Here is a 25,113-nt window from a genome sequence, read left to right as displayed (position 1 = left end):
AGGAGAATTATGTCAGAAAAACAAAAAACGCTCGAATTTTCAATCACGACTTCTCGTGACCAGTTGGTTGACAAAACTATCGAAGAAATCAAGAAACACACTTATCTCGATCCGCTCTTTGATGCCGCATTCAAGGCTTTATTAAGCGATGAAGAAGCTCTGATAAATTTCTTGAATGGTGTATTTCACTTAAAAGAGAGTAACAAAATAGAATCGGTTGTCATCAAAAATTCAGAAATCAATGTTATTTTCCCGGCGGTCAAGTCCTTTAGACTCGATATCCGAGCGACAACCTCGAATGGCATACACATTAATGTAGAGTAGCGTGCTAGCCGAACGTTGCAAAAACAAGCTTGCTTGTTTTTATAACTGAGGCGAAGCAGCTGACGCCGTAGGCGTCAAATGCAAAAGGCGAAACCAGACTATTTTGTCGATAGAGTTCTTTTACAACACAGCGCCTTCATGCTCCAAAGCAAATGCGAATGGGACCAGCTGATTTTTGGAAATCTCCCTTCTGACTTGACGAAAGAACAACGCGCCACACGCGAAATTCACCGTTATGAAGTACCTCCGACCTACGCCATCTGGATTTGTGACTTTCCCATAAGCGAACAGAAAAATTTCCGTGGTGATTGGGCTGTCCGCAACAAGGACGGCTTGACGCTGAGCGATAAGATGATGTATATTCTATATGATTTGACGAAGTTCAACAAAACCTTCGAAGAAATCATGACCGCAGAAGAACGCTGGCTTTACCTGCTCAAGCACGCTGGCAAAGCAGAAAAGCTCCCTGACTTCAACGATTCCGTTATTGCGAAGGCTATTCACAGGATCTTAGTGAACCGAGCGTCAGAAAAACTCATCAAGGATCAGGCTAACGATATGGTATGGACAGAAGAGGAATTGGATCATTTGGCCTTGTTGGAAGTCCGTGCCGAACAGAAAGGGCTTGAGAAAGGCTTAAAGAAAGGTCTTGAACAGGGGCTTAAACAGGGGCTTAAACAGGGTCTTGAACAGGGTCTTGAACAGGGCCATGAACAGGGCCATGAACAGGGACTTGAAAAAGGACGTGCTGAAGGTGAGATTAAAGGCCTTGAAAAAGGCCGTATTGAAATGGCTCTCGATATGCTTTCCAATAACGAACCTATCGAGAAAATTGTCAAGTATTCGCATCTGCCTGAAAGCAAGATTCTTGAGCTTAAGGCTTCATCGTCAGGCGATGCTATCAAGTAACAGCAAGCATGTGCCTTTGATTTTCGAACCATGAATGTACAAATTTAGATTGCATAATAGCAACCGTCATCCTCCGTTAGGAGGATCCATACAGTTCTAACCGCGTTTAACTGTAATTTGTAAAAAAAACTCCCGCTTGATTCTTCATCAGGCGGGAGCTATTTTGTATGAATTGTGTGGCTTAATGTTATGCGGCATTTTCCTCTTCCTTCGTTTCGGTATGGAGCTTGGCTACCGCGGTTTCTGGCGTTACGGTAGCTTTACTCTTTCCCTTGCGAATTTTGAGCTGCACCTTTTTCTGGTCGATGTGGTGGTTGATTGCCTTTATAAACTGCGTGCAGGCCTCGTCTTTGTTGACTGTAGCCTTCACTATGGCGAGTGTGGCTACAAGGTTGAACGCTTCCAGGCATTTTTTTCGATAGATCTTGTTGACACCAGTTTCTTTTGAGGCAAGTTCCTTGTTGCGCGTCTGCACGGCGTTCAAGTATTCGGCTTGCTTGCGTTCAAGATTTTCGAGGTATGGCTTGAATCCGCATTTGCTCAGGGTATCGTTGCCGGTGTTCTTGAAGCCTGCGATAAGGTTCTCGTAAATACCGGTAGACTGGTCCTGATTAAGCTTGAGCGGGTCCGCGTTTTCGGTAATGAGTTTCCAGAGCGCCGAGCCGATGGCCTGCATTTCGCTGTCGGGGAGAAGCTTGATACTCTTCACAAAGTTCTTGCAGGCGGTGTAGGCAATGTTGCGTTCCTTGTCAAGGCGGGCAGCAATGCTTGCAGCACTATCGTCAACGGAAACCTCAATCGAATTTGCAAATTCAGTCACGGCGGTACGGTAAGCTTCGATAGGCGTTAAAATTTCTTCTGCAGTGATGTTGGCTGTCAGTTCAACGAAATTCTTGTGGAGACCCAAAAATTCTTCGTTGCGTAATTTCTTGTTGCTGATAGTATTGATTTTCATCATTATTTTATCCTCGTTCTAGAAGGTTTATGGTTTTTGTTTCTGAAAGGCTTTCTAACCACCTTTCAACAAATTAGATGTGCCGGTTGCATAGCTGGTTGCTCTATTTTTGCTTGATTTTGTACAAGTTTTGTCAAGTTTGTGTAAAATAGTGTTTTATTTGTAAAAACTTGTTTAAAAAATGATTTTAGGAACGGGAAAGTGCTTCTACAAAAGTTTGAGAGCTTTCCCGAAAGTGGAAAAGTGCTTCTACAAAAGTTTGAGAGCTTTCCCAAAAGTGGGAAAGTGCTTCTACAAAAGTTTGAGAGCTTTCCCCAAAGTGGGAAAGTGCTTCTACAAAAGTTTAAGAGCTTTCCCCAAAGTGGGAAAGTGCTTCTACAAAAGTTTAAGAGCTTTCCCCAAAGTGGGAAAGTGCTTCTACAAAAGTTTAAGAGCTTTCCCAAAAGTGGAAAAGTGCTTCTACAAAAGTTTAAGAGCTTTCCCAAAAGTGGGAAAGTACTTCTACAAAAGTTTAAGAGCTTTCCCAAAAGTGGGAAAGTGCTTCTACAAAAGTTTAAGAGCTTTCCCAAAAGTGGGAAAGTACTTCTACAAAAGTTTAAGAGCATTCCCAAAAGTGGGAAAGTGCTTCTACAAAAGTTTAAGAGCAATTTCCGAAGTAATTACGAATGGGGTTAGCCGATTATTGAAAACATCCGTTCCGATTTGATAAAAACGTACTGTGAACAAATCGTGAACGCCGAAGAGTGCAGGCATAACCTGCTCAAGCACGCTGGCAAAGCGGAAAAAACACCAAGGAGTAGGCTAACGATATGGTATAGGCAGAAGAAAAATGGAATCACCTTGCCTTATGAAGCACGGCTCGATGATGGGGGGGGATTTTTTTTGAAAAATAAGTTGAATGTCAGTATTTGTCGTGTAAAGATGTTATATTGAAAAAGAATAATATATAGAGGCAAAAATGAACCTAAATACATACTTCTCCCAGTTCACTGGACTTTACCCAGTTTCCAAAACCCTGCGCTTTGAATTGAAGCCAATGGGAAAAACACTTGAAAAAATCAAAGAAACTGGCATCATTGAAAATGATAAAAAACGTCACAACGACTATTTTGACGCGAAAAAGATTATTGACAAATATCATAAATATTTTATTGACGCTGCTCTTAGTAAGTTTCCTTGCATAGATTGGAACCCCCTTAAAGAAGCTATTGAAAGATCTCTTGATAGATCTGACGCAAGTAAAAAGAAACTTGAGAAAACCCAGACGGAATTTAGAAAGAAAATTGCTAAAGCTCTGACTACTCATGGCCACTATAAAGAACTGACCGCATCTACTCCTAAAGATTTATTTTTGAAAGTGTTCCCAGACCATTTTGGCAAACAGCCTGCCATTGATACGTTTGATGGTTTTTCGTCTTATTTTACAGGTTTCCAAGAAAATCGGCAAAACATTTACTCGGACGAAGCCATCAGTACTGCTATTCCATACCGTTTAGTTCATGACAATTTCCCGAAGTTCTTGTCTAATATCGAAGTTTATAATATTTTGAAAGACAATGCTCCCTCAGTGCTGTCTGACGCAGAAAATGAATTAAAAGATTTTTTGAACGGAAAACCGCTTGCTAACATTTTCGAACTTAATGCATATAATGATGTATTGACTCAATCTGGAATTGATTTCTTTAATCAAGTGATTGGGGGGTTCAGTGGTGAAGGTGGCGAGAAAAAGACAAGAGGCATCAATGAATTCTCGAACCTCTATCGCCAACAGCATCCCGAATTTGCACAAAAGCGTCTTGCGACAAAGATGATTCCTCTTTACAAGCAAATTCTTAGTGATCGCGAAACAAAATCTTTTATTTTGGAATCTTATTCCACTGATTCTCAAGTTCAAGAAAGTGTGAAAGAATTCTTCGAATCGCAAATCCTGAATTGTGATATTGCCGGTCGTAAGGTCAATGTCCTTAAAGAATTGTCTTCCTTGATTAAGCGAATCACAGAATTTGATTTGGGTAGCATATATGTTAATCAAGAAGAACTTTCCAGCATTTCTTTGGAACTGTTTAAAAGTTGGAACACAATTAATGCAATTTTATTCAAAAATGCCGAAAATAGAATTGGATCTGCAGAAAAAGCTGCAAATAAAAAGAAAATAGACGCATGGATGAAGAGCAATGAATTCTCCATAGCAACATTGAATCTTGCTATTGCAGAAAGTGATTCTGAAGAGATTTCAAGAGTTAAGATTGAATCATATTGGAATAATTTTGAGGCGAAGGTCCAAAGTATTCTTTGTGGAGATAACCGAAGGAATCTTGATGAATTCATCTCAGCAACTTTTAACGAGAATAACGCATTAAGAGAAGATTCTAAAGTCATTGAAAAACTGAAGGCTTTCCTTGATGCCTTAATAGAAATCATGCATTCAATCAAGCCCTTGATTTCTGATGCAGAAAATCGAGACTTGTCTTTCTACAACGAACTGATGCCGTTGTACGACCAACTTTCTCTCGTCGTCCCTCTTTACAATAAGATTCGTAATTATGCAACCCAGAAACTGACTGAATCTGAAAAGTTTAAGTTGAATTTTGACAATCCCACATTGGCAGACGGTTGGGATCAAAACAAAGAGGAAGCAAACACAGCCATTTTGCTTCTGAAAAATGGATTGTATTATCTCGGCATTATGAATGCCAAAAATAAGCCTAAAATCAAAGATTTCAAGACTTCAGAAAGCGAAGATTGTTACGATAAAATGGTGTATAAGCTGTTGCCTGGTCCGAATAAGATGTTACCAAAGGTTTTCTTCTCCGAAAAGGGGCTAGCAACCTTTAAACCGCCCAAAGATATTCTTGACGGCTATAACGCTGGTAAACACAAAAAAGGCGACTTGTTTGATATTGGTTTTTGCCATCAGTTGATAGATTTCTTTAAGGAATCCATTGCAAAGCATCCTGATTGGAAGAAATTTGATTTCAAATTTTCGGATACTTCTTCCTACGAGGATATTAGTGGTTTCTACAAGGAAGTTACAGATCAAGGCTACAAAATCACCTTCTCCAAAATTCCCACACCCCAAATTGATGAATGGGTGAATGAAGGAAAGCTCTTCCTCTTCCAGATTTACAACAAGGATTTCGCTCCTGGAGCAAAGGGTTCTCCAAATTTGCATACTCTGTATTGGAAGTCCGTATTCTCTCCTGAAAACTTGAAAGATGTTGTTGTCAAGTTGAATGGCGAAGCCGAACTTTTCTATAGACCTAGCAGCGTCAAAAAACCTTATAGTCATAAAGTTGGCGAAAAACTTGTGAATCGAATAGGAAAAGATGGTCTTCCTTTGCCGGAATCAGTCTTTGGCGAATTATTCCGCTATTTCAACGGGAAACTTGATGGCGAACTTAGCGATGAAGCAAAAAGGTATCTTGATGTAGCTGTCGTTAAGGATGTCAAGCATGAAATTGTAAAGGATCGTCGATACACGCAAGACAAGTTTGAGTTCCATGTGCCGCTAACTTTAAACTTCAAGGCCGATTCAAAGAATGAATACATGAATGAACGTGTTCGTCATTTTTTGAAAGACAATCCTGATGTAAACATCATCGGCATCGACCGTGGCGAACGTCATTTGCTTTATATGACATTGATAAATCAAAAGGGTGAAATTCTTAAGCAGAAAAGTTTCAATATCGTTGAGTCAGTCAACTACCAAGCAAAACTTGTTCAACGTGAAAAGGAACGAGACACTGCTAGAAGGAGTTGGAGTAGTGTTGGCAAAATCAAGGACCTTAAAGAGGGCTTCTTGAGCCAGGTAATTCATGAAATCACCACAACAATGATTGAAAATAATGCCATTGTCGTTCTTGAAGATTTAAACTTCGGCTTTAAACGAGGTCGTTTCTGTGTGGAACGTCAGGTTTATCAGAAGTTCGAAAAAATGTTGATTGACAAACTCAACTATCTTGTTTTCAAGAATAAGCCTGAAGGAGATGTAGGTGGCGTTCTTAAAGGTTATCAACTTGCGGAAAAATTTGATAGTTTCCAGAAATTGGGCAAGCAGAGCGGATTTCTGTTCTATATTCCTGCTGCGTATACATCAAAGATTGATCCGACCACAGGTTTCGCAAATCTGTTCAATATGACAGAATTGACGAGTGCAGAAAAGAAAAAAGAATTCCTTTCTCACTTTGAAGACATTACTTATGACGGAAAGAATGACAGATTTTTGTTCAGCTTTGATTACAAGAAATTCAAGTGTTTCCAAACGGATTACATCAAGAAGTGGACTGTTTACTCTCAAGGTAAACGAATTGTGTATGACAAGGAATCAAAATCAGCAAAGGCGATTTCCCCTGTTGAGATCATCAAGGCAGCTCTCGCAAAACAGAACATAGCTTTGACAGACCAATTAGACGTTCTTTCTGCAATCAATTCTGTCGAGGCTTCTCGCGAAACAGCTTCTTTCTTTGGTGATATTTGCTATGCGTTTGAAAAAACTCTTCAAATGCGTAATAGCATTCCAAATACTGATGAAGACTATCTTGTATCTCCCGTAATGAACAAAAAAGGAGAATTCTATGATAGTAGGTCTTGTGGCGACTCCTTGCCAAAGAATGCAGATGCAAATGGAGCGTACCATATTGCACTTAAGGGGCTATATCTAATAAAGAACGTATTTGACGCTGGAGGTAAAGATTTGAAAATTTCGCACGAAGATTGGTTCAAATTTGCACAAAGTCGAAATCGTTAAAACCTCTAACCAATCCGGAGGTAAAATCTCCGGATTTTTGTATATGGATAACTACATACTCATATCTACATTGAATGATTTCATCTTCTGTCCTTATTCCATATATCTCCATAATGTTTATATGGAGACTGATGAATCCATATACTACGCAACACCTCAAGTTCGAGGGAAAATTGCCCATACTGGCATAGACAAGAAAACCTATAGTCCGCGAAACGACTGTATTACCGCTTTGCCTGTTTTTAGTGACAAATACGGTCTTTTAGGTAAAATCGATTTGTTCAAGGTCAACGAAAAGAAATTAATAGAACGCAAATATCAATTAAAGCAAATATTTCGGGGGCAAATCTATCAATTGTGGGCGCAATATTTTTGTATGCACGAAATGGGTTATGACATAGAAAGTCTCGCTTTTTATGAAATATCTACAAATAAAATGCACCCTATTGGCATACCCACCCAAGAAGAAGAAAAAGAATTTTCAGATTTCATAACAAAATTTCGAAACTACAATCCATCTGATTCGATAAGCGTCATTGCTAGCAAATGTCAACATTGTATATACAACAGCTTATGTGACAAAGCGGAGGTTGAAAATGTTTACCAGTAAAGACATTGAATGTCGAAGCATTTTCGTCATCAACTGTATAAAGGAGCGAAACCTAAGGGTTTCTTCAGGAGAACTGCTTCTTGAAGAAGGTGAGGAACACAAAACTCTCACAAAATTTCCGTTCCAAAAGATCTTGGCTCTCTTTATCATTGGGCCGATTACAATAACAACGCCTTTACTGGAAAAATGCAAAAAATTTGACGTGGCTCTTGTTGTAATGAAATCTAATTTGCGACCAGTCTTTTTTTGGGCTAATCATGCCGAAGCCAATTTCTTATTGCATCAAAAGCAATATTTCTTTGAAAAAACAGACATTTCCTTTGCAAGAGAAATTGTTCGAAATAAAATAATGAATCAAAAGAAAACTCTAGAAAAAACAAGATTAAAAAGTTTCGCGATACTTGAAGCAAGGGAATTGTGCGATAAAGCCCTGGACAATCTAGGCGGCATTGATGATTACAACGAACTTATGGGTACAGAGGGCTACATTTCAAAGAAATTCTTTGAAAGTTACTTCGATGGATTCAATTGGACCGTTAGGCTTCCTCGGGCAAAGAATGACGCTATAAACGCAACGCTAGATATTGGTTACACAATTCTATTCAATTACATCGAGGTCTTTCTACGGTTATTCGGGTTTGACCCATATGTTGGCGTTTATCACCGACTTTGGTTCAAGAGAAAGTCTTTAGTATGTGATATCATGGAACCTTTTCGCTGTTTAATTGATGCGAAAGTTCGGAAGGCTTTAAATCTTAAGCAAATAAAAGAGGATGATTTTAATATAGTCAAAAAAGAGTACTTGTTGAAATTTGAGAAATACTCTGATTATGCGGCTCTATTTTATCAAGATTTAGTTAACTACAAAAAAGAAGTTTTCAAATTCGTGCAGTCGTACTATAGAGCATTTATGAAGGAACGTGCTGATTTAATGGACTTGTTCATATTGGAGTAAAAATGCTATTAGTAAGCTATGACATAAAGGACGACAAATTGAGAACTACCTTCTCAAAGATGCTCCAATCAAATGGAGCTATACGACTTCAATATTCAGTGTACGAAGTTAATCATACACAACGTTTTCTTGACATTCTGAAAATGGAAATAGAGACCTATTTCAAGAAAGAGTTTTCTCCAGATGACAGCGTCATATTATTTGATGTTGATGTAAAAAAGACTATCAAATATGGAAATGCTGTTCATCGTGATCAGGACCTGTTATTCTTTTAATGCAAACCTCGGTCTTAACATTTTTGATGGAGTTTCAAGACAACTCCGTATTTCGTTGTATATCATAAAGTTAGCATCAAATTTGTTGCTAGTGCGCATCTAAGCAGTATGTCTAAGAAGTTTTTCAAACGTCGCTCGTTTTCCTTGAAATTCTTACTATTTTAAACTATATTATAAATGTAGAGCCTAGAAGCTTCATAAAATTTCTACTCTTGTAGATGTGCTTTCTGCGTTTTCGACAAACGAGCCGCCTAGAAGCTTCATAAAATTTCTACTCTTGTAGATCCCATACCATCTGCGCACTGGGCACAAGCCTAGAAGCTTCATAAAATTTCTACTCTTGTAGATAATGGCTTGTACGTGCAAACGAGAGTCAGGGCCTAGAAGCTTCATAAAATTTCTACTCTTGTAGATCCTGGTTGGGAATGTATCCGAGGGTACGCCTAGAAGCTTCATAAAATTTCTACTCTTGTAGATTGCTAAAATGGTAAATCCACGTCCTCGTCGGCCTAGAAGCTTCATAAAATTTCTACTCTTGTAGATTACGGAAGCACCTCGTGATAGAAGCTCGCCTAGAAGCTTCATAAAATTTCTACTCTTGTAGATTACAAAGTACATCCTTTAGCAAGCTCGCGGCCTAGAAGCTTCATAAAATTTCTACTCTTGTAGATAAGTCTAACCACGCACCGCCGAAACGATGGCCTAGAAGCTTCATAAAATTTCTACTCTTGTAGATCCGAATGCGATACAGGATGCGTCGCCGGCCTAGAAGCTTCATAAAATTTCTACTCTTGTAGATGTTTATGTATGCGATTGTCGCAAGCGGGCCTAGAAGCTTCATAAAATTTCTACTCTTGTAGATTCAAGCTCACGCCTCATTAATCGTCAGCCTAGAAGCTTCATAAAATTTCTACTCTTGTAGATGTCGGTTGTCATTATTTTGTCTCCTTTATGCCTAGAAGCTTCATAAAATTTCTACTCTTGTAGATTTTGCCATGTTGTTTTTCCCTTTTGTAGCCTAGAAGCTTCATAAAATTTCTACTCTTGTAGATAACAATGTTGGCTCTAACGCTAACTTCGCCTAGAAGCTTCATAAAATTTCTACTCTTGTAGATTTTTAAGTATTCTCCAACAAAGGGATTGCCTAGAAGCTTCATAAAATTTCTACTCTTGTAGATCGTTCCGCCTTTCGTAAGTGCTCTCTTGCCTAGAAGCTTCATAAAATTTCTACTCTTGTAGATGAAAATAAGGATTTTGAATTATTTGTACGCCTAGAAGCTTCATAAAATTTCTACTCTTGTAGATTTGTGAATTGCTTTCAGATTAAGTCATGAATATAGACAAATTTTTTTAGTTGTTCCGTTCTTTAGTGAAAAGACGTCTGACAGTTCAAGCAAGTGGCTTTTTTCGCTGTTTGCATAGATGTATATACGGATGTATGATAATCTGACTATTGGCATAGTTCTCTGTTCTAAGACAGATGAAGATATCAATCGCTATTCTGTATAACATGATTCAAATCAGATATTCAAGGCAAAGTACATGCCCTATATGCCCACGCAAGATGAGCTGAAACTGGCCATTGAACAAGAAAAGAAAAATTTCTATTTGCAACATCCAGATTTGAAAATAGAATATCAAAAGAAAAACTTGCCTAAATCCAAAGGGAAAACTCGCCCCTCCAAAATAAAGTATTGAAATGTCAAATGACCAAGAAAATGTCCAAGAAAATGACTGAGATAATGTCTAAGAAAAAAGCCGGTACGGAAGTAGGATAACGATTAATGTCTGATGTCTTTATCATAGGTGCCGGTTGCAGTGTCCCGTATGGATTCCCTACGGGCCGTGATTTGATGCAGAGCTTAAAAAGATTCAATTATGGCCGAAAATTTTATAGCGACCCTAGCCGAGTTCAAAACGGAAGCTATGTAAAAATAGGCCGGTTTGGTGATGGTGCTGATTTGCAGTACCAGGATACCATTGAAGATTCTCTCATAAAAATCGTATAATGCGATAGTCCATAACTGTTATATGTTCGGTAGTCCCGTTCAGATTCGGGTGGAAAACGAATCCGTTATCATAAGCAATCGTTGCGTTTTGCCGGATGGGTGGACTGCAGAAACGCTGATGAACCCGCATGATTCTATTCCCTATAATCCCGACTTTGCCAGTGTATTCTACCGTGCCGGGTATATTGAAAACTGGGGTCGCTGCATCGAAAAAATTTGCGACGCGTGTCGGAAACTCGGTGTAGATTTGCCCTGGTACGAGATTGTTGGAAACGGGATGCGGGTACATTTTAGCGCCCTAAAAAGTGCCCTAATTGGCGAAAATGAGACAACTGAGTGGGTGAATGTCGGTATAAATGTCGGTATAACCGAGCAAAAGGTAATTGGGCTGATTGTCGAGAATCCCTATGTAAACTTCCCCACCGCGACCTTTCACAAAAACAGGTCAACGGGCTTGTCGGCCACGAGGCTGTCTGGCGTGACTTTGCAGTCCACCGCGAAAATTTCCACACCTGCTTTTTGGGCGCCTCGGAGGGCCTTGCCGAATTCCGGATGGATTTTGTCGTCGGGACCAAAGCGCTTGCAGCCTTTCATCTGTATCAGGAACAGGACGCCGCATTCGTAGGGCGTGCCGTCTTCGGCGGTCATTTGCTCCGATTTTATGCGGGTGAGTTCCGTCAGGTGCTTGATTCCCCTTTCCGTGGGGGCGTCGGGGAAGGTGGCAAAACCGTCGTGTTCTAGGGTAACGCCTTTCACTTCCAGGAACATCTTGCGGCCATTGAATTCAATGTAGAAATCGAATCGCGAATTCCCGAAGGTAAATTCAGGGCGTACTAGTTGCAATTTTGGAAACCGCCGCTTGTTTGCTCGAATCCATTCTGCCGCTACTTTGTTTGGAGCTTGGCTGTCCATGTTTACGAGAATCGTGCCTCGTGGCGTAACTTTTTCCACTGCTATGAGGTCGTAAGGAGTCTTGCGGGCGGGATTGGTAGATTCTTCGAGGTAAACAACAGCGCCGGGTTGCAACAGTTCCCGGCATCGGCCCGTATTTTTCACGTGGACTACGGTCTTTTGCCCCTTGATGTTCACATGGGCTATAAAGCGGTTAGGTCGAGAAATGAATGTCGCCTTTACAATTTGACCGTATTGCATAAATCGTGATGAATATACATCTTTCGCAAAGTCCTTGTCAATCCGTTTCTTTAGCTTTTTGATGGGCGAGCAACAATCTATTATTGGCAAGCTGTGCCAGTATATGAAGAACCGCCGGTTTTGAACTGAGCCGGCGGGAGTTTTTTAGGTGAAAGCGTTTTTTACAGTTTGCGGATTTCGTCTTCGGAGAGTCCTGATCTGCGGACGATGATTTCCATCGGGACTCCGTCATCGCGGAGCCCTTTTGCTATTTCACGAGCTTTCCTCAGTTCGCCTTCGTTCAACCCTTCGGTCTTGCCTTGCGCAAAACCTTCTGCGCGTCCTGCTTCGCGACCTTCAGCGAGACCCGCTTCACGGCCTTCAGCGTGTCCCTCAGTTTTGCCTTGAGCGAAACCTTCCGCACGACCTTCAGCGAGACCCGCTTCGTGTCCTTCGGCGTGTCCCTCAGTTTTGCCTTGAACAAAACCTTCAGCATGACCTTCTTTCTTGCCCTCGGCAAATCCGATTTCATGTTCTGCCATCAAGTCCGTCACGTTTTTTATCTCGCAGTTGAAAAGCTCTTCTGCAAAATTAATCAATTTCACCGAGTCGAGCAACCTTCGGAAGGTCTCGTTCTGCATAATCTTTTCGGGAACGGGTTCCTCGTTGATTGTCACCTTGATGGCGCGAAGCCACTGAGCGGCTTCTGAGTTGTCGTTTGTAGTAATCCCCTTTTCTTCAAGCCTGAAAAATTTCTCGATTTCCACGAAAATCTTCTGGATTTTCGGGAAGAACTTCCTCCCGTTGCACATTTCATCGACATGGTGAATGTATTTCTGAGGCTCCTCCGGGAAAAGTGTAAAGTCCAGGAGCCCGAGGAAGTAAATACGCGGCAACTCATACTTTTCGCTTGTATGCACCTGATTCTCGATGACGCGGGACATGTAATATTCCACACGGTCGCGGTAAAATTCGTCACCCTGCTGCTGTCCTTGAGGCTCCGCAATTTTATTGCGGGAAAGCGGCTTCGCCGCTTGATAGCCGAAGGATGTCTGAATCCATTCCTGTCCAAAACTTGTTTTGGAAACAGGAATGAGATTGTTGACCACTTCCACTAGCACGCGTTCGCCCGCGTTGGTCGTTCCGATAATATCCACGATGCAGTCCTTCTTGGTGAACGCGCCGGGGAACTCCTGCATTTCAAGCGTGATTTCCTTGATGGTTTCACCGCCGTGCAAGTCGAGCATCGCGTTCACAAGCGAAATGAGGAGCGTATGGTCCTTTTCTTCGGCAAACACAATCTTGAAAATGCCGTCGCTGAGGATGTAGGCGTAGTTGTAGATTTCCTGGTACTTGAGAAGGTTTTTCTTGTCGATTTCCATTGCCCTGAGCAAGGAATAATGTTGTGTGCGATTCATCTGAATCTCCGTATAAGTTTGTTAAAGCCCGCATGCGAAAGCTGCAAAGACAACAGCCATAAACCACGGTCGCCGTCAGGCAATCGCTTGCAAATTTTTCAATGACTCGGTTTTAACGTCCGCCAATTCTAAGGCAGACGGTGCTCTACGTTGATAGCCACGGAGCCGGTCCTCCACAGGGCAACTGTCTCGATTCGCGGTGTCGTCGGCACAGCAAAGGGAAACGACCTCAAGCAGATAGTGGAACTTCCTGCCCTGAATAGTACTGAGTCGAGAGTCGCAGTTTCAAGCTTGGAAACTATGACCGAGACTATGATACGGACGCCAACGGCGTCAATTTCTCGGTGTCGGCAGGATTAATGCAATCTACGGGGTAATATATACTTGTCCGATAATGTGTGTCAAGGGGCCGCTTTTTTTCGCGAATCAGATGCAAAAACGAGAAAAGGTGGCCGCTTTCGCGGTCACCTTTGTGTATTTAGCTTTATGTGTAAAAATCTACTTGATGAGAACTTTCTGCGTGGCAGCGATTCCTGCGCCCTTCGCGCGGATGATGTACTGACCCTTGGTGAGGTTCTTGAGGCTGAACGAGTGTTCGCCTGCACTGAGGTTTCCGCGGTAGAGTGTTGTGACGCGCTTGCCGATCATGTTGAACACGTCGATGCTTGCGAAGCCCGCCTTGCCTGCGGTGAGTGCAACGTTCATGCCGTTCACGCGGAGGCTAGCCTTCTTTGTCGCTGCGATGGGCTTGATGGCGTTCGGAGTGAGCGGCGTGCCGTCTTTGTTCAAGAGCTCAATGCTTGCGATGTGGCCCTTGCTTTGGTCTGCTGCGGTGAAGAGTTCTGTTTTCTTGTTGAATCCGTTGATGATGATTCCGTTGTCGGTGACCATGTTGTCGAAGAGCACTGTGCCTTCAAAACCGTTTGCACCAGCCAAGATGAAGGTGACGGAGAATAGGTTGTCGAGATCCATCGGGTGTTCGACGCCCTTATCGTCGGTGTAAGTCGTGATGTCAAATTCGCAGGTCAATTTGGCACCGTCGTTGAGCCAGCAGCCGTCAGACGGGGACTGTTCCCAGGTCCATTCCTTGTCCTTGGACCCGTCGCGGACAAAAGCCATGCCAATCCAGATGCCGTTATCGGCTCCGCCAGAGCCCTTGTTTTCGATGGTCACGGAGATGCTCTTTGCGCCTGTTAAATTAGGTACCTTTCTGTATTCGATATTGGCACCGCTGTCATTGATGGCCTTGTAGGTTACGCCCATGATAAGGTCTACGTTTTCTGGGTTTGCCTTGGCTGTGTCGGCACCGAACTTGGCGTTAGCGGTAGACGTTGGGCAAACGTTTGTTGCGGCGGCAGCTTCGTTGTAGTTGTCCCAGCCGGGCATTTTGTCGAGGGTGATGATGCGTTCGTCGGCGAGATTCTTCTGCCATACGCTTGCGGAAGTTTGGCTAACGTATCCGCCTCCCCAAGATGGGGATTCGTACCATGGCATCCACCAGCTCCATGTGGCTCCATCTTCGTACATTTTTTCGACGTCAGGAATCGGGCCGTTTTCGCTGAGCGAGATGAGCTTGTTTGTGCCAGCCTTGTTCGTGAGGTCGATGAATGCGGAGCTGTTGCTCTGGTGATCGTTTGCGGCGTTGTAAATGTCAACGCTTAGAACGTCATAGTAGGTTTCGCCCGGAGTCCAGGACATGGTTGCGGCGTCTTTCGGGTTAAAGTCCCAAATGAGGTTGTTCACGCCGTTCGTGAATACCATGCGTTCGTAGAGCAACTGGTAGAGGGCTGCGAACTGCTTGCCGGTATGCGTGCTCCACCAGAACCAGTTCCCGCCGGATTCGTGCAACGGACGGAAGATAGCTGCGACGCCTTCTTTCTGCAAGTCAAGGAAAATTTTAGAGACGAGGTCGATGTCGCCGATGAGTGCTTTATAAGCGGTCGAAACGGTATCCCAATTGGTGGTGCCGGTAATGAATGCTTCGGTGAAATCGAATTCGGTGTAGGTTTCGCCTTCTTTGCGTGCGCTCTTTACGTAAAAGTCGGTTTCGTCACCTGGGCGCCAGTGCCATGTGAAAGCGGGAATGCCGCCCTTCTTCCAGGTGCTCTTGGCGATGTCGATGGACTTTTTGGTGTATTCCTGGAACCATGCGTTGTCCTTGTCTCCGCCGGTGGCGTTCATGAGGTCAACGCCGACGAGGGCGGGGTACTTTCCGCCTGCTGAGAACACGGCCTGAACGTCTTCGTGCTGGGTGGCGTCGCCCACGGTGTAGGCGTCCATGTTGCCGGTCATTACGCCAGAAATGGTCTTTTTACCAAAGTTATTGACGAGGAAGTTGTAAAGCTTGATGGCAGACGGGGTGGCGGTCTTGGTTACCGGAGCATTGCAGAGGTTGAACGCTTTTGCTTCGTAGCCCTTGATGTCGATGTAGTCCACGTCGATCCAGCCCCAGCTATTGGTGATGGCGATGGTGTTCTCGCCGGCGGCGAGGTTCATGACTGTTTCGACATCGACGAATTTGCCTTTATCGGTCACGTCGAACGTGACTGCAGAGGAGGCTCCGCCGACTTCGACGTTGTTGATTTTGGAGCCGCCGTAATTGTTCATGTAATGGATTACGATGGTGTATTTACCTGCTTTTTCGACTGTAACCTTAGAAAATGTGATGTCGCCACCGTTCATCTTGACGTACTTGCCGCCGGATGCTGCTGTGCTATTGCCAACGGCTGCGTCCCCGGAAAGGGTTGCGCTCTCGGCTTCGTACTGAGCCGCAAAGACGGAACATGCTGCAGAAAGGCCGCATGTTAACAAAACTTTTTTGAATCCCATGTTCACTCCTTAAAAGGTATGTTCTCAAAATATATAAGAAAAAGCAAAAATGCAACCGCATTTTTGCTTGAAAGGAAAAAATATGTTTACTGGTAGCTCTTAGGGGCGCCTAGCCGATTTTTTCCACCGTTGCGCCAAAGCTGAACGTCTTGGTTTCGCCCGGCTTAATTACAATTAAGTCTCTATGGTGGTTTAAAGTATCGGGTTCTGCGGTCATTGGTTCAATGGCGATGCTCATGCGGTCAGGGGGTGTGTAGATCTGGATGGCGTTATATTGTTCGTCGCCGGCTTTCTGCCAAATCTGGAGGGATTTTGTGTCGCTTTTGAGCTCTACAGTAGCTAAAATGTTCTCAAAATTTTTCTTGTTTTTGAGGACGTAGGGGCCGTTGCCCTGGTTTAAGCAGAAACAGTCGTTGATGAATTCGTCTTTGATGAGGCGTCCACCTACAAAACGGGTATCCGGCTTAAATTCTCCTGTTGGGATGTCGGCCTTGTCGAGGAGGGCGAGGTTTGTTTCGGGGAGGGTCATGGTGAGGTTGTCGATTTTCTCGCCAAGCGTGTAATAGGGGTGCCAGCCTTCGGAATAGGGAAGGTCGTTTGCGCCGATGTTCGTGACGGTGGATTCTACGGTGTAACTTTCGCCGGTAAACGTGATTTTGTTAATCGCGCGGAAGGGGAACGGGAATCCGGTAAATGCTCCTGGCCAGTCGATGGAGAATGTCGCGGTGCATTTTTCGTTATCGCTTTCGAAGCTCACGAATTTCCATTCTTTGTTTTGCAAAAAGCCGTGGAGAGCGTGCGGGGCCCAGCTCACGTTGTTCACGAGCTGGTAATCGTTGCCGTTCCAGTTAAATTTGGCGTAGGCCACGCGCCCTGGGAATGGGGCGAGTCGGCAACCGGCGTTGGTGTCCGGGCCCATTTTGTAAATGTCGTCGCCTTCGCGGTAGCCGAAAAGGAGGTCGGTGAGTTTGCCGCTTGCGTCGGGGATGCGCCAAGCGTTCAGGCCTGCGCCGTAACCGCTTAAAATTTCAAATTCAGCGCCGTCGTCGCGCTGTAAAACGTAGCACTCGACGGTGCCAATGGGGCGGGAAATAAGTTTGAAGTTGCTCATTGTATAGTTATTAGTTAATAGTTATTAGTTACTAGAGAATTTAGTAATAAGACGAAAGAACGCTCGTGGGCTCGCTATAGGCGAGAGTGTGTTTAAACTGTCACTTTTTTCTTGATTTTGAATTTTTGCCATTTTTTACGTCAAAATGATGGAAAAATTTCGTTTTTTTACGTAAAATTCTGTACAAACTAACTGATTTTGCGCGAAAATGTCGTGTTTTGATGTCGCCGGGCTTTTTTCCTTTAAAAAGTTATTTGTTTCCGTCTGTTTTTGAAGGATTTGCCTCCAAAATCCTGAAAACTTCATAAAAAATTGCAGACAACATTAAAATTTTACGTCAATATCTTTGAAAATACACCATTTTTGACGTAAATTTCGCCCTTTTTTCAATTTCATCCTTTCTGATGAGCTCTCGTTCCCTTTCCAAACTACTTATCGCAACTTGTTGCTGATTACTGACTGCTGTCTACTGCGGCGGAGCCGCGATTATAAACCGGCTACTGTCTACTTCCAACTGCCAGCTGAAAAAAGCTATCTTTCCCTTCATGGATTCCCTGACGATTGTTGCCCCGATGACGCCTGCGGGCGTGAGTGCCGTAGCTGCTATTCGAGTTAGCGGTTCTCGCGTACGTGAGGTTGTGCGCTTGCTTTTTGGCGAGGCTGCGTTAAAAAATTTGAAAGCCCGCGAAGCTAAGTTGGCGACTGCGAGGGATTATCGCACGATGGCAGGCGATGACCGTGCCACGGCGCAAGTCATTGATAGTCTCCTCTACATCTTTTTTGAAGGTCCGAATTCCTACACAGGCGAAGATGTTCTGGAACTTTATCCGCATGGCAATCCGATTATCGTGCGCGAACTGATTCAAGTTATTAAAAGTGTTGATGGGGTTCGCCTTGCCGAACCCGGCGAGTACACGCGTCGTGCTTTTTTGAATGGCCGGATGGACTTGGTGCAAGCAGAATCCGTTGCCGATGTGATTCACAGTGCCAATCGCGATGAGCTCAAGAACGCCCATCGCTTGCTCGGCGGTGCCCTCTCGAAAAAAGTCAAGACGCTTACGGAACAGGTCATGGACATTTCGGCGCGTCTCGAATTAGATGTTGATTTTGCCGAAGAAGAGGCGGACCCGGATTATGCGACTTGGGGTACAAAGATCGAAGCCATTCGCGAAAGCGTGTTGTCTATTTTAAAAAGTTTCAGGGAAAAGGCGGCCGTGAGTCGCTTGCCGCTGGCGGTGCTGTATGGCGCTCCGAATGCAGGCAAGTCGAGTCTTGTAAATGCGCTCCTTGGCGAAGACCGCATTCTCGTGAGTGACATTCCGGGGACAACCCGTGACTTTGTCGAAGTTCGTTTGTTCTTGGATGGCGGTGAAATTCGCTTGGTGGACACTGCGGGTATCGCAGACAAGGCTGCTGATGCTCTCGATGCGCTTAGCATGGAAAAAAGCCGTGAAATCCTCGCCGAAGCGGACATGAAAATTCTCGTCCTCGACGGGGCCAACGAAAATTGCGCATTTTCGCCATCCTCGACTGGTTTGCCTGCGTCATCCTCGACCGATTTGCCTGCGTCATCCTCGACCGATTTTCCTGCGTCATCCTCGACCGAAGGGAGGGGATCCATTATTTCTAGTCTTCGCCATAGTGACGATGCAATCCATCCGGACTTTATCGTCATTTCAAAGAGCGACTTGGGCGCATCTCGACAGGGCAATGCTTGCATGGATATGACGAATTCGATCCACATTTCTTCCAAGACCGGTGCGGGCCTTGTGGAACTGCGCCAGACGATGAATGCCGCGCTTTTCAAGAAAACGGAGAATTCTGAAGATCTCTGGATTACGAGCGAACGCGAAAAGACTTGCCTCGAAGAAGCCCTTGCGGGTATTGACCGCACACTTTCGCTTATCCGCACGAATCCGGCAGTGGAGCTTATTGCGTTTGAAATGCAGCTGGTGCGCCGTGCGCTCCAAAGTATAACGGGCGAAATTTCGTCCGAAGATGTTTTACAAAAGATTTTTGCGGGGTTCTGCATTGGGAAATAGTTATATCGGCGTCGTTCTCGCAATTGTTGCGTTTGGAACTTACATGGTCCCGCTCAAGGCGTGGCCAAAGTTTTCGTCTTGGGCGTACCTTGCGTGTGTTGCATTAGGCCTTGCCTCTGGTGAACTTGTCATCTCTCTTTTGACGGGGACTTTGTGCATTTTGCCTGTGGGAATCCTTTGCGGGTTCCTTTGGGTCCTTGGCGGCGCGTTTTGTTTTTGGGCGGTGCAGACCGAAAAAGATTTGGCGGGTGCGGGTGTCCGTTCGATGGGCATGAGCATTCTAGCTTCGTTCTTGAGCGGCGTGCTGATTTTTTCGGAATCCACGTTGCTTTATTTCTCGATTCCGGCGATTGTGCTTTTGCTGTTCGGACTTAAATTGCTAGCTCCGCCGCAGGGGAATATTTTAAGGAATTGGCGTTCGCTTTTGGCGGGTATGGTGTTCGGACTTTTTCTGATTCCGTATAAGTTTGCCGAAGTCCCCTTGCTCGAATTCATGAGCTCGTTTACGATCGGTATTTTTATCGCTGCACAACTTTTGGTTGGAATTTTGTGTATAAAGCGTCGTGCGATTTTTGAATTTCGCTTGGCTCCTTCCATAGTCTCCATTCTGATGGGACTTTTGTGGGTAATCGGGCAACATGGCTGTTTTTGGGCGATTGATACCAAGGGCGCTTTGGGCTATGCTGTTGGCTATCCGCTTACGCAGTTGAACTTGCTCGTCAACTTGCTTTGGGGCGTTGTCGTTTTCCACGAATACCCTACAAAACCGGAGCGGATTAGACTTGCTATTGCGACCATGGTCATTCTTGGCGGTGCCGTATTGCTTGCAATGTCCAAAATGTGAGGATTTGTTTCGATTTTTTTGTGATTGTTGTCGTTTATTGGCTTTCTGTCAACGAAAAAAATCGTAAAAATAACATATAATTTAAAGCAAGTCTCCCATAAAAGTATATGTTTATGGTATGAGATTTGGGAAATATTTTTTAATTGCGTCTTTGCTGGGGGCCGCTTCGACGTGGGCTATTAAAGCTGCACCGTTTTTGATTAATTCCACGCAGCCGGATGGCTCTGTGGTGCAGATTCGAAAAATCGGAAACGAGCGCTTTAATTATACAGTTACTGGTGAAGATAGCGTGCTTGTGGTACGCGATTCCAGTGGTTATTGGAACTATGCTGACGAACATGGCAAAAAGACGGGAATGAGGGTCCATGCCAAGTCCAAACGTACCCCAAAAGAGCGAAATTTTCTAAAAAAACGCAATTCTCGTGAAATTCTTGAAAAATTCCGCGAAAAACGCTTGAAACAGCTTGAGGAACAAAACTCCTCCGAGCCCCAGATCCTTCGGTCCTCTTCTCCCATGAAAGCTAATGCTTGGGGGGGCGGTGGAACCAAAAATACCAATACCCCAACTCGACCGAACTTAAATTCTGTTAAAAAAGAGGGCGATGTTCGCGGGCTTGTTGTCCTTGTCCAGTTTAGTGATGTAAAGTTCAAACGCGATAATGCCAATGAGGAATACCACGATTTCCTCAATAAAGAAGGCTATTCAAATTACTATATGAAAGGTAGCGCCAGAGACTTCTTTATTTTGAATTCTTCTGGAAAATATCGCCCTACATTTGACGTTTTTGGACCAGTGACGCTTAAGGGTAAACGCGATTCGTATGGCGCCTTGGTTGATCCCAATAACATCGCGGCGGGTGCAGTCAAAGCTGTCAGTGAGGCGATGGATTCTCTCGTGGCTGCGAATGTTGATTTTACGCCTTATGATAGTGACAACGATAGAATTGTTGATTTCGTCTATATGATTTATGCGGGTGTCGGTTCGGCGGATACTGATGTGCAGTCAGCCATTTGGCCCCATTCTTACAATATAAGCAAGCGCCTTACGCGCAATATGTCCATGTACCGTTATGCCTGCTCTCCAGAAATTGATGGTCAGGCGTATTTGTACCGCAAAAGTACCGATGCGTTAAATGGCATTGGAACGTTCTGCCATGAATTTAGCCATGTCCTTGGCTTGCAAGACCACTATGATGTTGGCGTGAATGAATCACGCACGAAGGTTCGTTATACGCCGGGTGCTTGGGACTTGATGGATGCTGGCTCTTACAACTGTCCGCAAAATAAGTATAAGTCTACATCTTGCTCGCCTGCGAATTTATCTGCTTTTGAGCGTTTTAGCTTGGGCTGGCTCGAACCGCGCCGTTTGGAAATTTCGGATACGACATTTATCTTAAATGCAATTCAAGAAAATGACGGTTTGGTATTGACTTCGAAAAATGATAATGAATATTACTTTGTTGATTTTCGCCTGAAAAATGATTTTGACGAAGGCCTTCCGAATCAGGGAATGTTGATTTGGCATATCAATTATGACAGGTATTCTTGGATGTACAACGAAGTCAACACTTCGGATCCTATGCGTGTCGATTTGATTGAAGCTGATGGCAAAGCGGATGGCTATACGACGAAGGATGACGCTTTCCCGACGAAAAGTGTGAATCGCTTTAATGGCTTTGTAACTTGGAGTGGCGATAGCCTTGGTCTTGAAGTCTATGATATTAAAATTGTCGATGACCATGTAGAATTTGAAACTCGCGGCAGTCGTGTGGCTCCTGTTTTGTCATCTTCGAGTGTTGCAAAGTCATCTTCAAGTTCTGCAAAGTCTTCGTCGAGTTCTGCTAGGTCTTCGTCAAGCAAGGTGGTTTCTTCATCAAGTAAGCCTGTATCGTCATCGTCTTCTAGAGTAAGCTCTTCGTCGGTTGCATCGAGCAGTTCTGTAAAGGTTTCGTCGTCTTCTGTTTTGTCAAGTTCATCGAATGCTTTGAGTTCATCCAGCAGTGTCCATGTATTTAAACAGAGTTCCTCTTCTGATGGCGTGATGATTTCGGAAAGTAGGATTGCTTCTTCTGCGGTTCGATTCTTCGTGGATAATCGAATTTTGAGAGTGGATGCGAATCTTGAAGGGCGTAAGACGGTCAATTTGTTCGATGCTAACGGAACGCTCCTTTTGAGCAATACCTTTGCCGATAAGTATTGCGAAATTAGCATGGATGCCTTGCGTGGAAAATCGTTTGTGATTGTAACGCTAGAATCCGGCGGACAACTCATAAAAACAAAGAAAATTCGAGTGAAATAAATTTGGGGCGTAAGCCCCTTTTTTATAGGGTCATTTCGGCTTAAGTCTTGGAAACGTCATTCTTTTGTACCGTCTTCCTGAACGGAGTGATATATGAAACTTGGCACTTTAGTGCCTTAGTTGAATTAGGTTCGTAGGAGCAGGATCCAGTGCATATTTTTTTTGAAAAATATCTAAATTGTTTTATATGAAAAAACTTTTCGCCCGAATTGCTTTAAGTTGCGCCTTGGTTCCAGCATTGCTTGCGGGAACATCCATGGCAGCTGTAAATTTACCCGTGCATAAAGAAGTTCTGGATAATGGACTTACGGTGCTTTTATACCCCAACAAGCAGGCTCCTACAGTGAGTTTCCGTCTGTTTTATGTGACCGGTTCTGTTCACGAAGTTCCGGGCAAGTCCGGGCTTGCTCACATTTTGGAACATGAACTGTTCAAGGGAACGAAAAAGGTCGGCATTTCGGATAGCATTGCCGATGCCAAGTTCATTGCAACTCAAGACTCCTTGCAGGCGCTCATTCGCCCGGCAAAGTTGGCTCACGATACGGCTCTTGTCAAGAAGCTGACTGCCGAGCACGATTCTGTGTTGAATGAACACCGCAAGATTTTTGTGAAGGATGAACTTTGGGGCGCTTATCAAGCTGCCGGTGGCACTGGGCTTAACGCCTTTACAAGCGATTTGCTGACAGCTTACACGGTCACGCTCCCCAAGAACAAGATTGAACTTTTCATGTGGCTTGAATCGGACCGCATGCAGAATGCCGTTTTGCGCGAGTTCTATTCGGAACGCTCTGTTGTGCGCGAAGAACGCCGTATGCGCTATGACGACCGCCCGACAGGCCGTTTTTACGAAACGCTCAATTCCATGATTTATGAAGCGTTCCCGTACCGTGTGCCGACCATTGGCTGGCCAAGCGATATCGACAACTTGACTCGTGAACAGGCGGATGAACATTACCGCAAGTACTACAAACCGCGCAATGCGATTCTCGTTATGGCGGGTGACCTTGATACGCTTGAAACGATGGAACTTGTCAAGAAGTATTTTGGACCGATTCCGACGGGCGATGCTTTCCCGGATCTTACGGTGCGCGATCCGGAACAGGCGGGTGAAAAGCGCTTGGTCGTAAAGCGCAAGGACGCTCCGAATTTGTATACGCTTGTCTTCAAGACTCCAGCCGTTGGCGATAGCACTCTCTATGCACTCGACATTGCCGAAGGCGTTTTGAACGGACGTTCCGGTCGCCTTTACAAGCGCCTTGTCGAAGAAGAAAAACTGGCTGTCGGTGTCAGTGCAAGCAATAGCCCGAACAAGTATGTTTCAGAGTTCTCTGTCCGCGTGAACCTCCGCCCCGATGCTAACCGCGAAAAGGTCGAGAAAATCGTGTGGGAAGAACTCGAAAAGCTCAAGAAGGAACAAGTCAGCGAACGAGAATTCCAGAAGGTGAAAAACCGCGCCTATGCAGGCCTTATCCGCAGTTTGACCGATATGGAAAATGTGGCGACCATGCTTGGTTGGTACGAAGTCTATGGAGACTACCGCCTGTTCCTCAACTGGGCTGACAATTTGGACAAGGTAAATGTTGCCGAAGTTCAGGATGTCGCTAAGAAAACATTCGTTCGCGAAAAATCTGTTGCCGGATTCTTGGTGAAAGAATAAAACGTAACTTTTCCGCCGAGCGGAAAAATTTCATTATAAAAAACGAGCGACGCTGATGCGCCGCTTTTTTAATTACACCCCTTCGATGGCTTCGATCTGCTTCCCGAGTTCACTAGCGAGCTGCGAATCTTCGTTGTAGATGGCGTTGATTCTTTGGCAGCTGAGTTCGAGCAAGTGGCGAGCTTCGATAGAATCGCTTTGCTTGCGGAGAATTCTCAATGCCTTGTCGATTCTTTCGATGTCGTTCTGGTCGGGGTAGCCCTTCATGAACGTGTAGAAAAGCTGGATTTGCGTGTTGTATTCGCTGTCAGATTCGCAGGCGAGCAAGAACGGAATCACTCGCACGTTGAGGAGCTTTGAAAGATCGCCCATGAACGTGTTGAGCGTAAGCCCTTTCGGGAATAGCTCTTCTGTGTTTTTTTGAATGTCTTCGGTGTTGACGAAATCGCCTTCTTCGAATTGCGAAAGCATTTCGTTGAGCATGTCCATTTCGCTTCGCTTTGCTTGTTCGCGATACTTCGCCTGATAGTAAATCGGGAGTGTCGTGAGGCAATAGTGCGCCTGATTTGCACCGATGAATTCACCAATGTAGTAGATGTCGGCATCTTCTTTGAGGATGTCTTCTTCGTTGGTGAAGTTTCCGATGCGGGCCGGAATAGGAATCACTTCCATGTTCGAAAGTTCATGGAGGCGTTCGCGCATGGCATCGACGTCTAAATTTTCGGGAAGTTCAACGCCGTTTTCTTCCATCGTCTTGAGAAAGTTGTTGAACTTTGCATCGACGGCGCGGTTGACTTCTCTTTTACTTGGCGTGTGGGCAAATTGGCGAAAATCGCCTTCCAACGTCAAAAGACCGTTTTTGATCATGTCGTCAAACGGAGTTTCGTTGGGTTCGGCATCGGGGGAGGGCAAAATGCGCGCATAGGCAATCATTCTGCCGCACAACTGATCGTCATTTCCTTTTTTCTGTTCAATTCCAAGCATGCCCTAAAATTAAC

At 44.4% G+C, this 25,113-nt stretch carries 17 protein-coding genes, 1 pseudogene and 1 CRISPR repeat array; of the genes and pseudogenes, 12 read left to right on the top strand and 6 right to left on the bottom strand.

Annotated features, from left to right (window positions below; genetic code table 11):
• Both HUF13_RS17410 and HUF13_RS12975 read left to right on the top strand, forming a co-directional pair.
• On the top strand, positions 1–324 hold a 324-nt coding region (locus tag HUF13_RS17410), incomplete at its 5' end, for a PD-(D/E)XK nuclease family transposase (RefSeq protein ID WP_304039152.1).
• A 78-nt stretch (positions 325–402) separates the two neighbouring features.
• Positions 403–1,233: a PD-(D/E)XK nuclease family transposase gene (locus HUF13_RS12975; protein ID WP_304039150.1), complete on the top strand. Its 831-nt coding sequence runs from the start codon at positions 403–405 to the stop codon at positions 1,231–1,233.
• Between the two features lie 187 nt (positions 1,234–1,420).
• Here HUF13_RS12975 and HUF13_RS12970 read toward each other — a convergent pair whose 3' ends face one another.
• The gene (locus HUF13_RS12970; RefSeq protein ID WP_173475534.1) at positions 1,421–2,191 is read right to left on the bottom strand and encodes a DUF6261 family protein; all 771 of its coding nucleotides are present in this window, start codon (positions 2,189–2,191) and stop codon (positions 1,421–1,423) included.
• Between the two features lie 955 nt (positions 2,192–3,146).
• Here HUF13_RS12970 and cas12a point away from each other — a divergent pair.
• The 6 genes and pseudogenes from cas12a to HUF13_RS17610 form a co-directional block, all read left to right on the top strand.
• On the top strand, positions 3,147–6,935 hold the full coding sequence (cas12a, locus tag HUF13_RS12965; RefSeq protein ID WP_173475533.1) for a type V CRISPR-associated protein Cas12a/Cpf1: 3,789 nt from the start codon (positions 3,147–3,149) through the stop codon (positions 6,933–6,935).
• Positions 6,936–6,978: 43 nt separating this feature from the next.
• Entirely contained in the window at positions 6,979–7,545 is a 567-nt protein-coding gene (gene cas4 / locus HUF13_RS12960; protein WP_173475532.1) for a type V CRISPR-associated protein Cas4, read from the top strand.
• Entirely contained in the window at positions 7,532–8,500 is a 969-nt protein-coding gene (gene cas1 / locus HUF13_RS12955; protein WP_173475531.1) for a type V CRISPR-associated endonuclease Cas1, read from the top strand. Before cas4 ends, cas1 begins: the two co-directional genes overlap by 14 nt.
• 2 nt (positions 8,501–8,502) lie before the next feature.
• Complete coding sequence (gene cas2, locus HUF13_RS17615) at positions 8,503–8,775, top strand: CRISPR-associated endonuclease Cas2 (protein WP_173475530.1); 273 nt, start codon at positions 8,503–8,505, stop codon at positions 8,773–8,775.
• A gap of 184 nt (positions 8,776–8,959) precedes the next feature.
• Positions 8,960–10,080: a CRISPR direct-repeat array (repeat unit 36 nt; unit sequence GCCTAGAAGCTTCATAAAATTTCTACTCTTGTAGAT).
• A 479-nt stretch (positions 10,081–10,559) separates the two neighbouring features.
• Complete coding sequence (locus HUF13_RS17405; protein WP_304039148.1) at positions 10,560–10,784, top strand: hypothetical protein; 225 nt, start codon at positions 10,560–10,562, stop codon at positions 10,782–10,784.
• A gap of 22 nt (positions 10,785–10,806) precedes the next feature.
• Positions 10,807–11,016: pseudogene (locus tag HUF13_RS17610) on the top strand (ATP-binding protein); the annotation flags it as partial.
• A gap of 200 nt (positions 11,017–11,216) precedes the next feature.
• On the opposite strand, the gene sfsA reads toward HUF13_RS17610, so the two are convergent.
• The 4 genes from sfsA to HUF13_RS12925 form a co-directional block, all read right to left on the bottom strand.
• Positions 11,217–11,936, bottom strand: coding sequence for a DNA/RNA nuclease SfsA (gene sfsA / locus HUF13_RS12940; RefSeq protein ID WP_173475529.1), 720 nt, complete (start codon positions 11,934–11,936; stop codon positions 11,217–11,219).
• Positions 11,937–12,097: 161 nt separating this feature from the next.
• Positions 12,098–13,333, bottom strand: a complete 1,236-nt coding sequence (locus HUF13_RS12935; protein WP_173475528.1) for a PD-(D/E)XK nuclease family transposase — start codon at positions 13,331–13,333, stop codon at positions 12,098–12,100.
• Positions 13,334–13,831: 498 nt separating this feature from the next.
• Positions 13,832–16,162, bottom strand: a complete 2,331-nt coding sequence (locus tag HUF13_RS12930; protein ID WP_173475527.1) for a glycosyl hydrolase — start codon at positions 16,160–16,162, stop codon at positions 13,832–13,834.
• A gap of 109 nt (positions 16,163–16,271) precedes the next feature.
• Entirely contained in the window at positions 16,272–17,273 is a 1,002-nt protein-coding gene (locus tag HUF13_RS12925) for an aldose 1-epimerase (RefSeq protein ID WP_173475526.1), read from the bottom strand.
• A gap of 545 nt (positions 17,274–17,818) precedes the next feature.
• Between HUF13_RS12925 and HUF13_RS12920 the strand changes: the two genes are divergently transcribed.
• From HUF13_RS12920 to HUF13_RS12905, 4 genes are all read left to right on the top strand, one after another.
• Positions 17,819–19,315 (top strand): tRNA modification GTPase, encoded by a 1,497-nt coding sequence (locus tag HUF13_RS12920; RefSeq protein ID WP_173475525.1) that lies wholly within the window; start codon positions 17,819–17,821, stop codon positions 19,313–19,315.
• Positions 19,305–20,159 carry a GRP family sugar transporter gene (locus HUF13_RS12915; protein ID WP_304039146.1) on the top strand — a complete coding sequence of 285 codons (855 nt, stop codon included), beginning with the start codon at positions 19,305–19,307 and terminating at the stop codon, positions 20,157–20,159. The genes HUF13_RS12920 and HUF13_RS12915 overlap by 11 nt, the downstream gene beginning before the upstream one ends.
• A gap of 118 nt (positions 20,160–20,277) precedes the next feature.
• Positions 20,278–22,458: a M6 family metalloprotease domain-containing protein gene (locus HUF13_RS12910; RefSeq protein ID WP_173475524.1), complete on the top strand. Its 2,181-nt coding sequence runs from the start codon at positions 20,278–20,280 to the stop codon at positions 22,456–22,458.
• Positions 22,459–22,645: 187 nt separating this feature from the next.
• On the top strand, positions 22,646–24,115 hold the full coding sequence (locus tag HUF13_RS12905) for a pitrilysin family protein (protein WP_173475523.1): 1,470 nt from the start codon (positions 22,646–22,648) through the stop codon (positions 24,113–24,115).
• A gap of 72 nt (positions 24,116–24,187) precedes the next feature.
• On the opposite strand, the gene HUF13_RS12900 is transcribed toward HUF13_RS12905, so the two are convergent.
• On the bottom strand, positions 24,188–25,099 hold the full coding sequence (locus HUF13_RS12900) for a hypothetical protein (protein ID WP_173475522.1): 912 nt from the start codon (positions 25,097–25,099) through the stop codon (positions 24,188–24,190).
• Positions 25,100–25,113 lie beyond the last annotated feature (14 nt).

The sequence above is a fragment of the Fibrobacter succinogenes genome (genome assembly GCF_902779965.1).
Classification (GTDB): Bacteria; Fibrobacterota; Fibrobacteria; order Fibrobacterales; family Fibrobacteraceae; genus Fibrobacter; species Fibrobacter succinogenes_F.
Note: the sequence above shows the minus strand (reverse complement) of the source record. Positions and strands in the feature narration are given on the sequence as shown.

Coding starts and splice junctions, on each gene's coding strand:
- HUF13_RS12975 (WP_304039150.1), top strand. CDS start 403: ATGCAAAAGGCGAAACCAGACTATTTTGTCGATAGAGTTCTTTTACAA.
- HUF13_RS12970 (WP_173475534.1), bottom strand. CDS start 2,191: ATGATGAAAATCAATACTATCAGCAACAAGAAATTACGCAACGAAGAA.
- cas12a (WP_173475533.1), top strand. CDS start 3,147: ATGAACCTAAATACATACTTCTCCCAGTTCACTGGACTTTACCCAGTT.
- cas4 (WP_173475532.1), top strand. CDS start 6,979: ATGGATAACTACATACTCATATCTACATTGAATGATTTCATCTTCTGT.
- cas1 (WP_173475531.1), top strand. CDS start 7,532: ATGTTTACCAGTAAAGACATTGAATGTCGAAGCATTTTCGTCATCAAC.
- cas2 (WP_173475530.1), top strand. CDS start 8,503: ATGCTATTAGTAAGCTATGACATAAAGGACGACAAATTGAGAACTACC.
- HUF13_RS17405 (WP_304039148.1), top strand. CDS start 10,560: ATGTCTGATGTCTTTATCATAGGTGCCGGTTGCAGTGTCCCGTATGGA.
- sfsA (WP_173475529.1), bottom strand. CDS start 11,936: ATGCAATACGGTCAAATTGTAAAGGCGACATTCATTTCTCGACCTAAC.
- HUF13_RS12935 (WP_173475528.1), bottom strand. CDS start 13,333: ATGAATCGCACACAACATTATTCCTTGCTCAGGGCAATGGAAATCGAC.
- HUF13_RS12930 (WP_173475527.1), bottom strand. CDS start 16,162: ATGGGATTCAAAAAAGTTTTGTTAACATGCGGCCTTTCTGCAGCATGT.
- HUF13_RS12925 (WP_173475526.1), bottom strand. CDS start 17,273: ATGAGCAACTTCAAACTTATTTCCCGCCCCATTGGCACCGTCGAGTGC.
- HUF13_RS12920 (WP_173475525.1), top strand. CDS start 17,819: ATGGATTCCCTGACGATTGTTGCCCCGATGACGCCTGCGGGCGTGAGT.
- HUF13_RS12910 (WP_173475524.1), top strand. CDS start 20,278: ATGAGATTTGGGAAATATTTTTTAATTGCGTCTTTGCTGGGGGCCGCT.
- HUF13_RS12905 (WP_173475523.1), top strand. CDS start 22,646: ATGAAAAAACTTTTCGCCCGAATTGCTTTAAGTTGCGCCTTGGTTCCA.
- HUF13_RS12900 (WP_173475522.1), bottom strand. CDS start 25,099: ATGCTTGGAATTGAACAGAAAAAAGGAAATGACGATCAGTTGTGCGGC.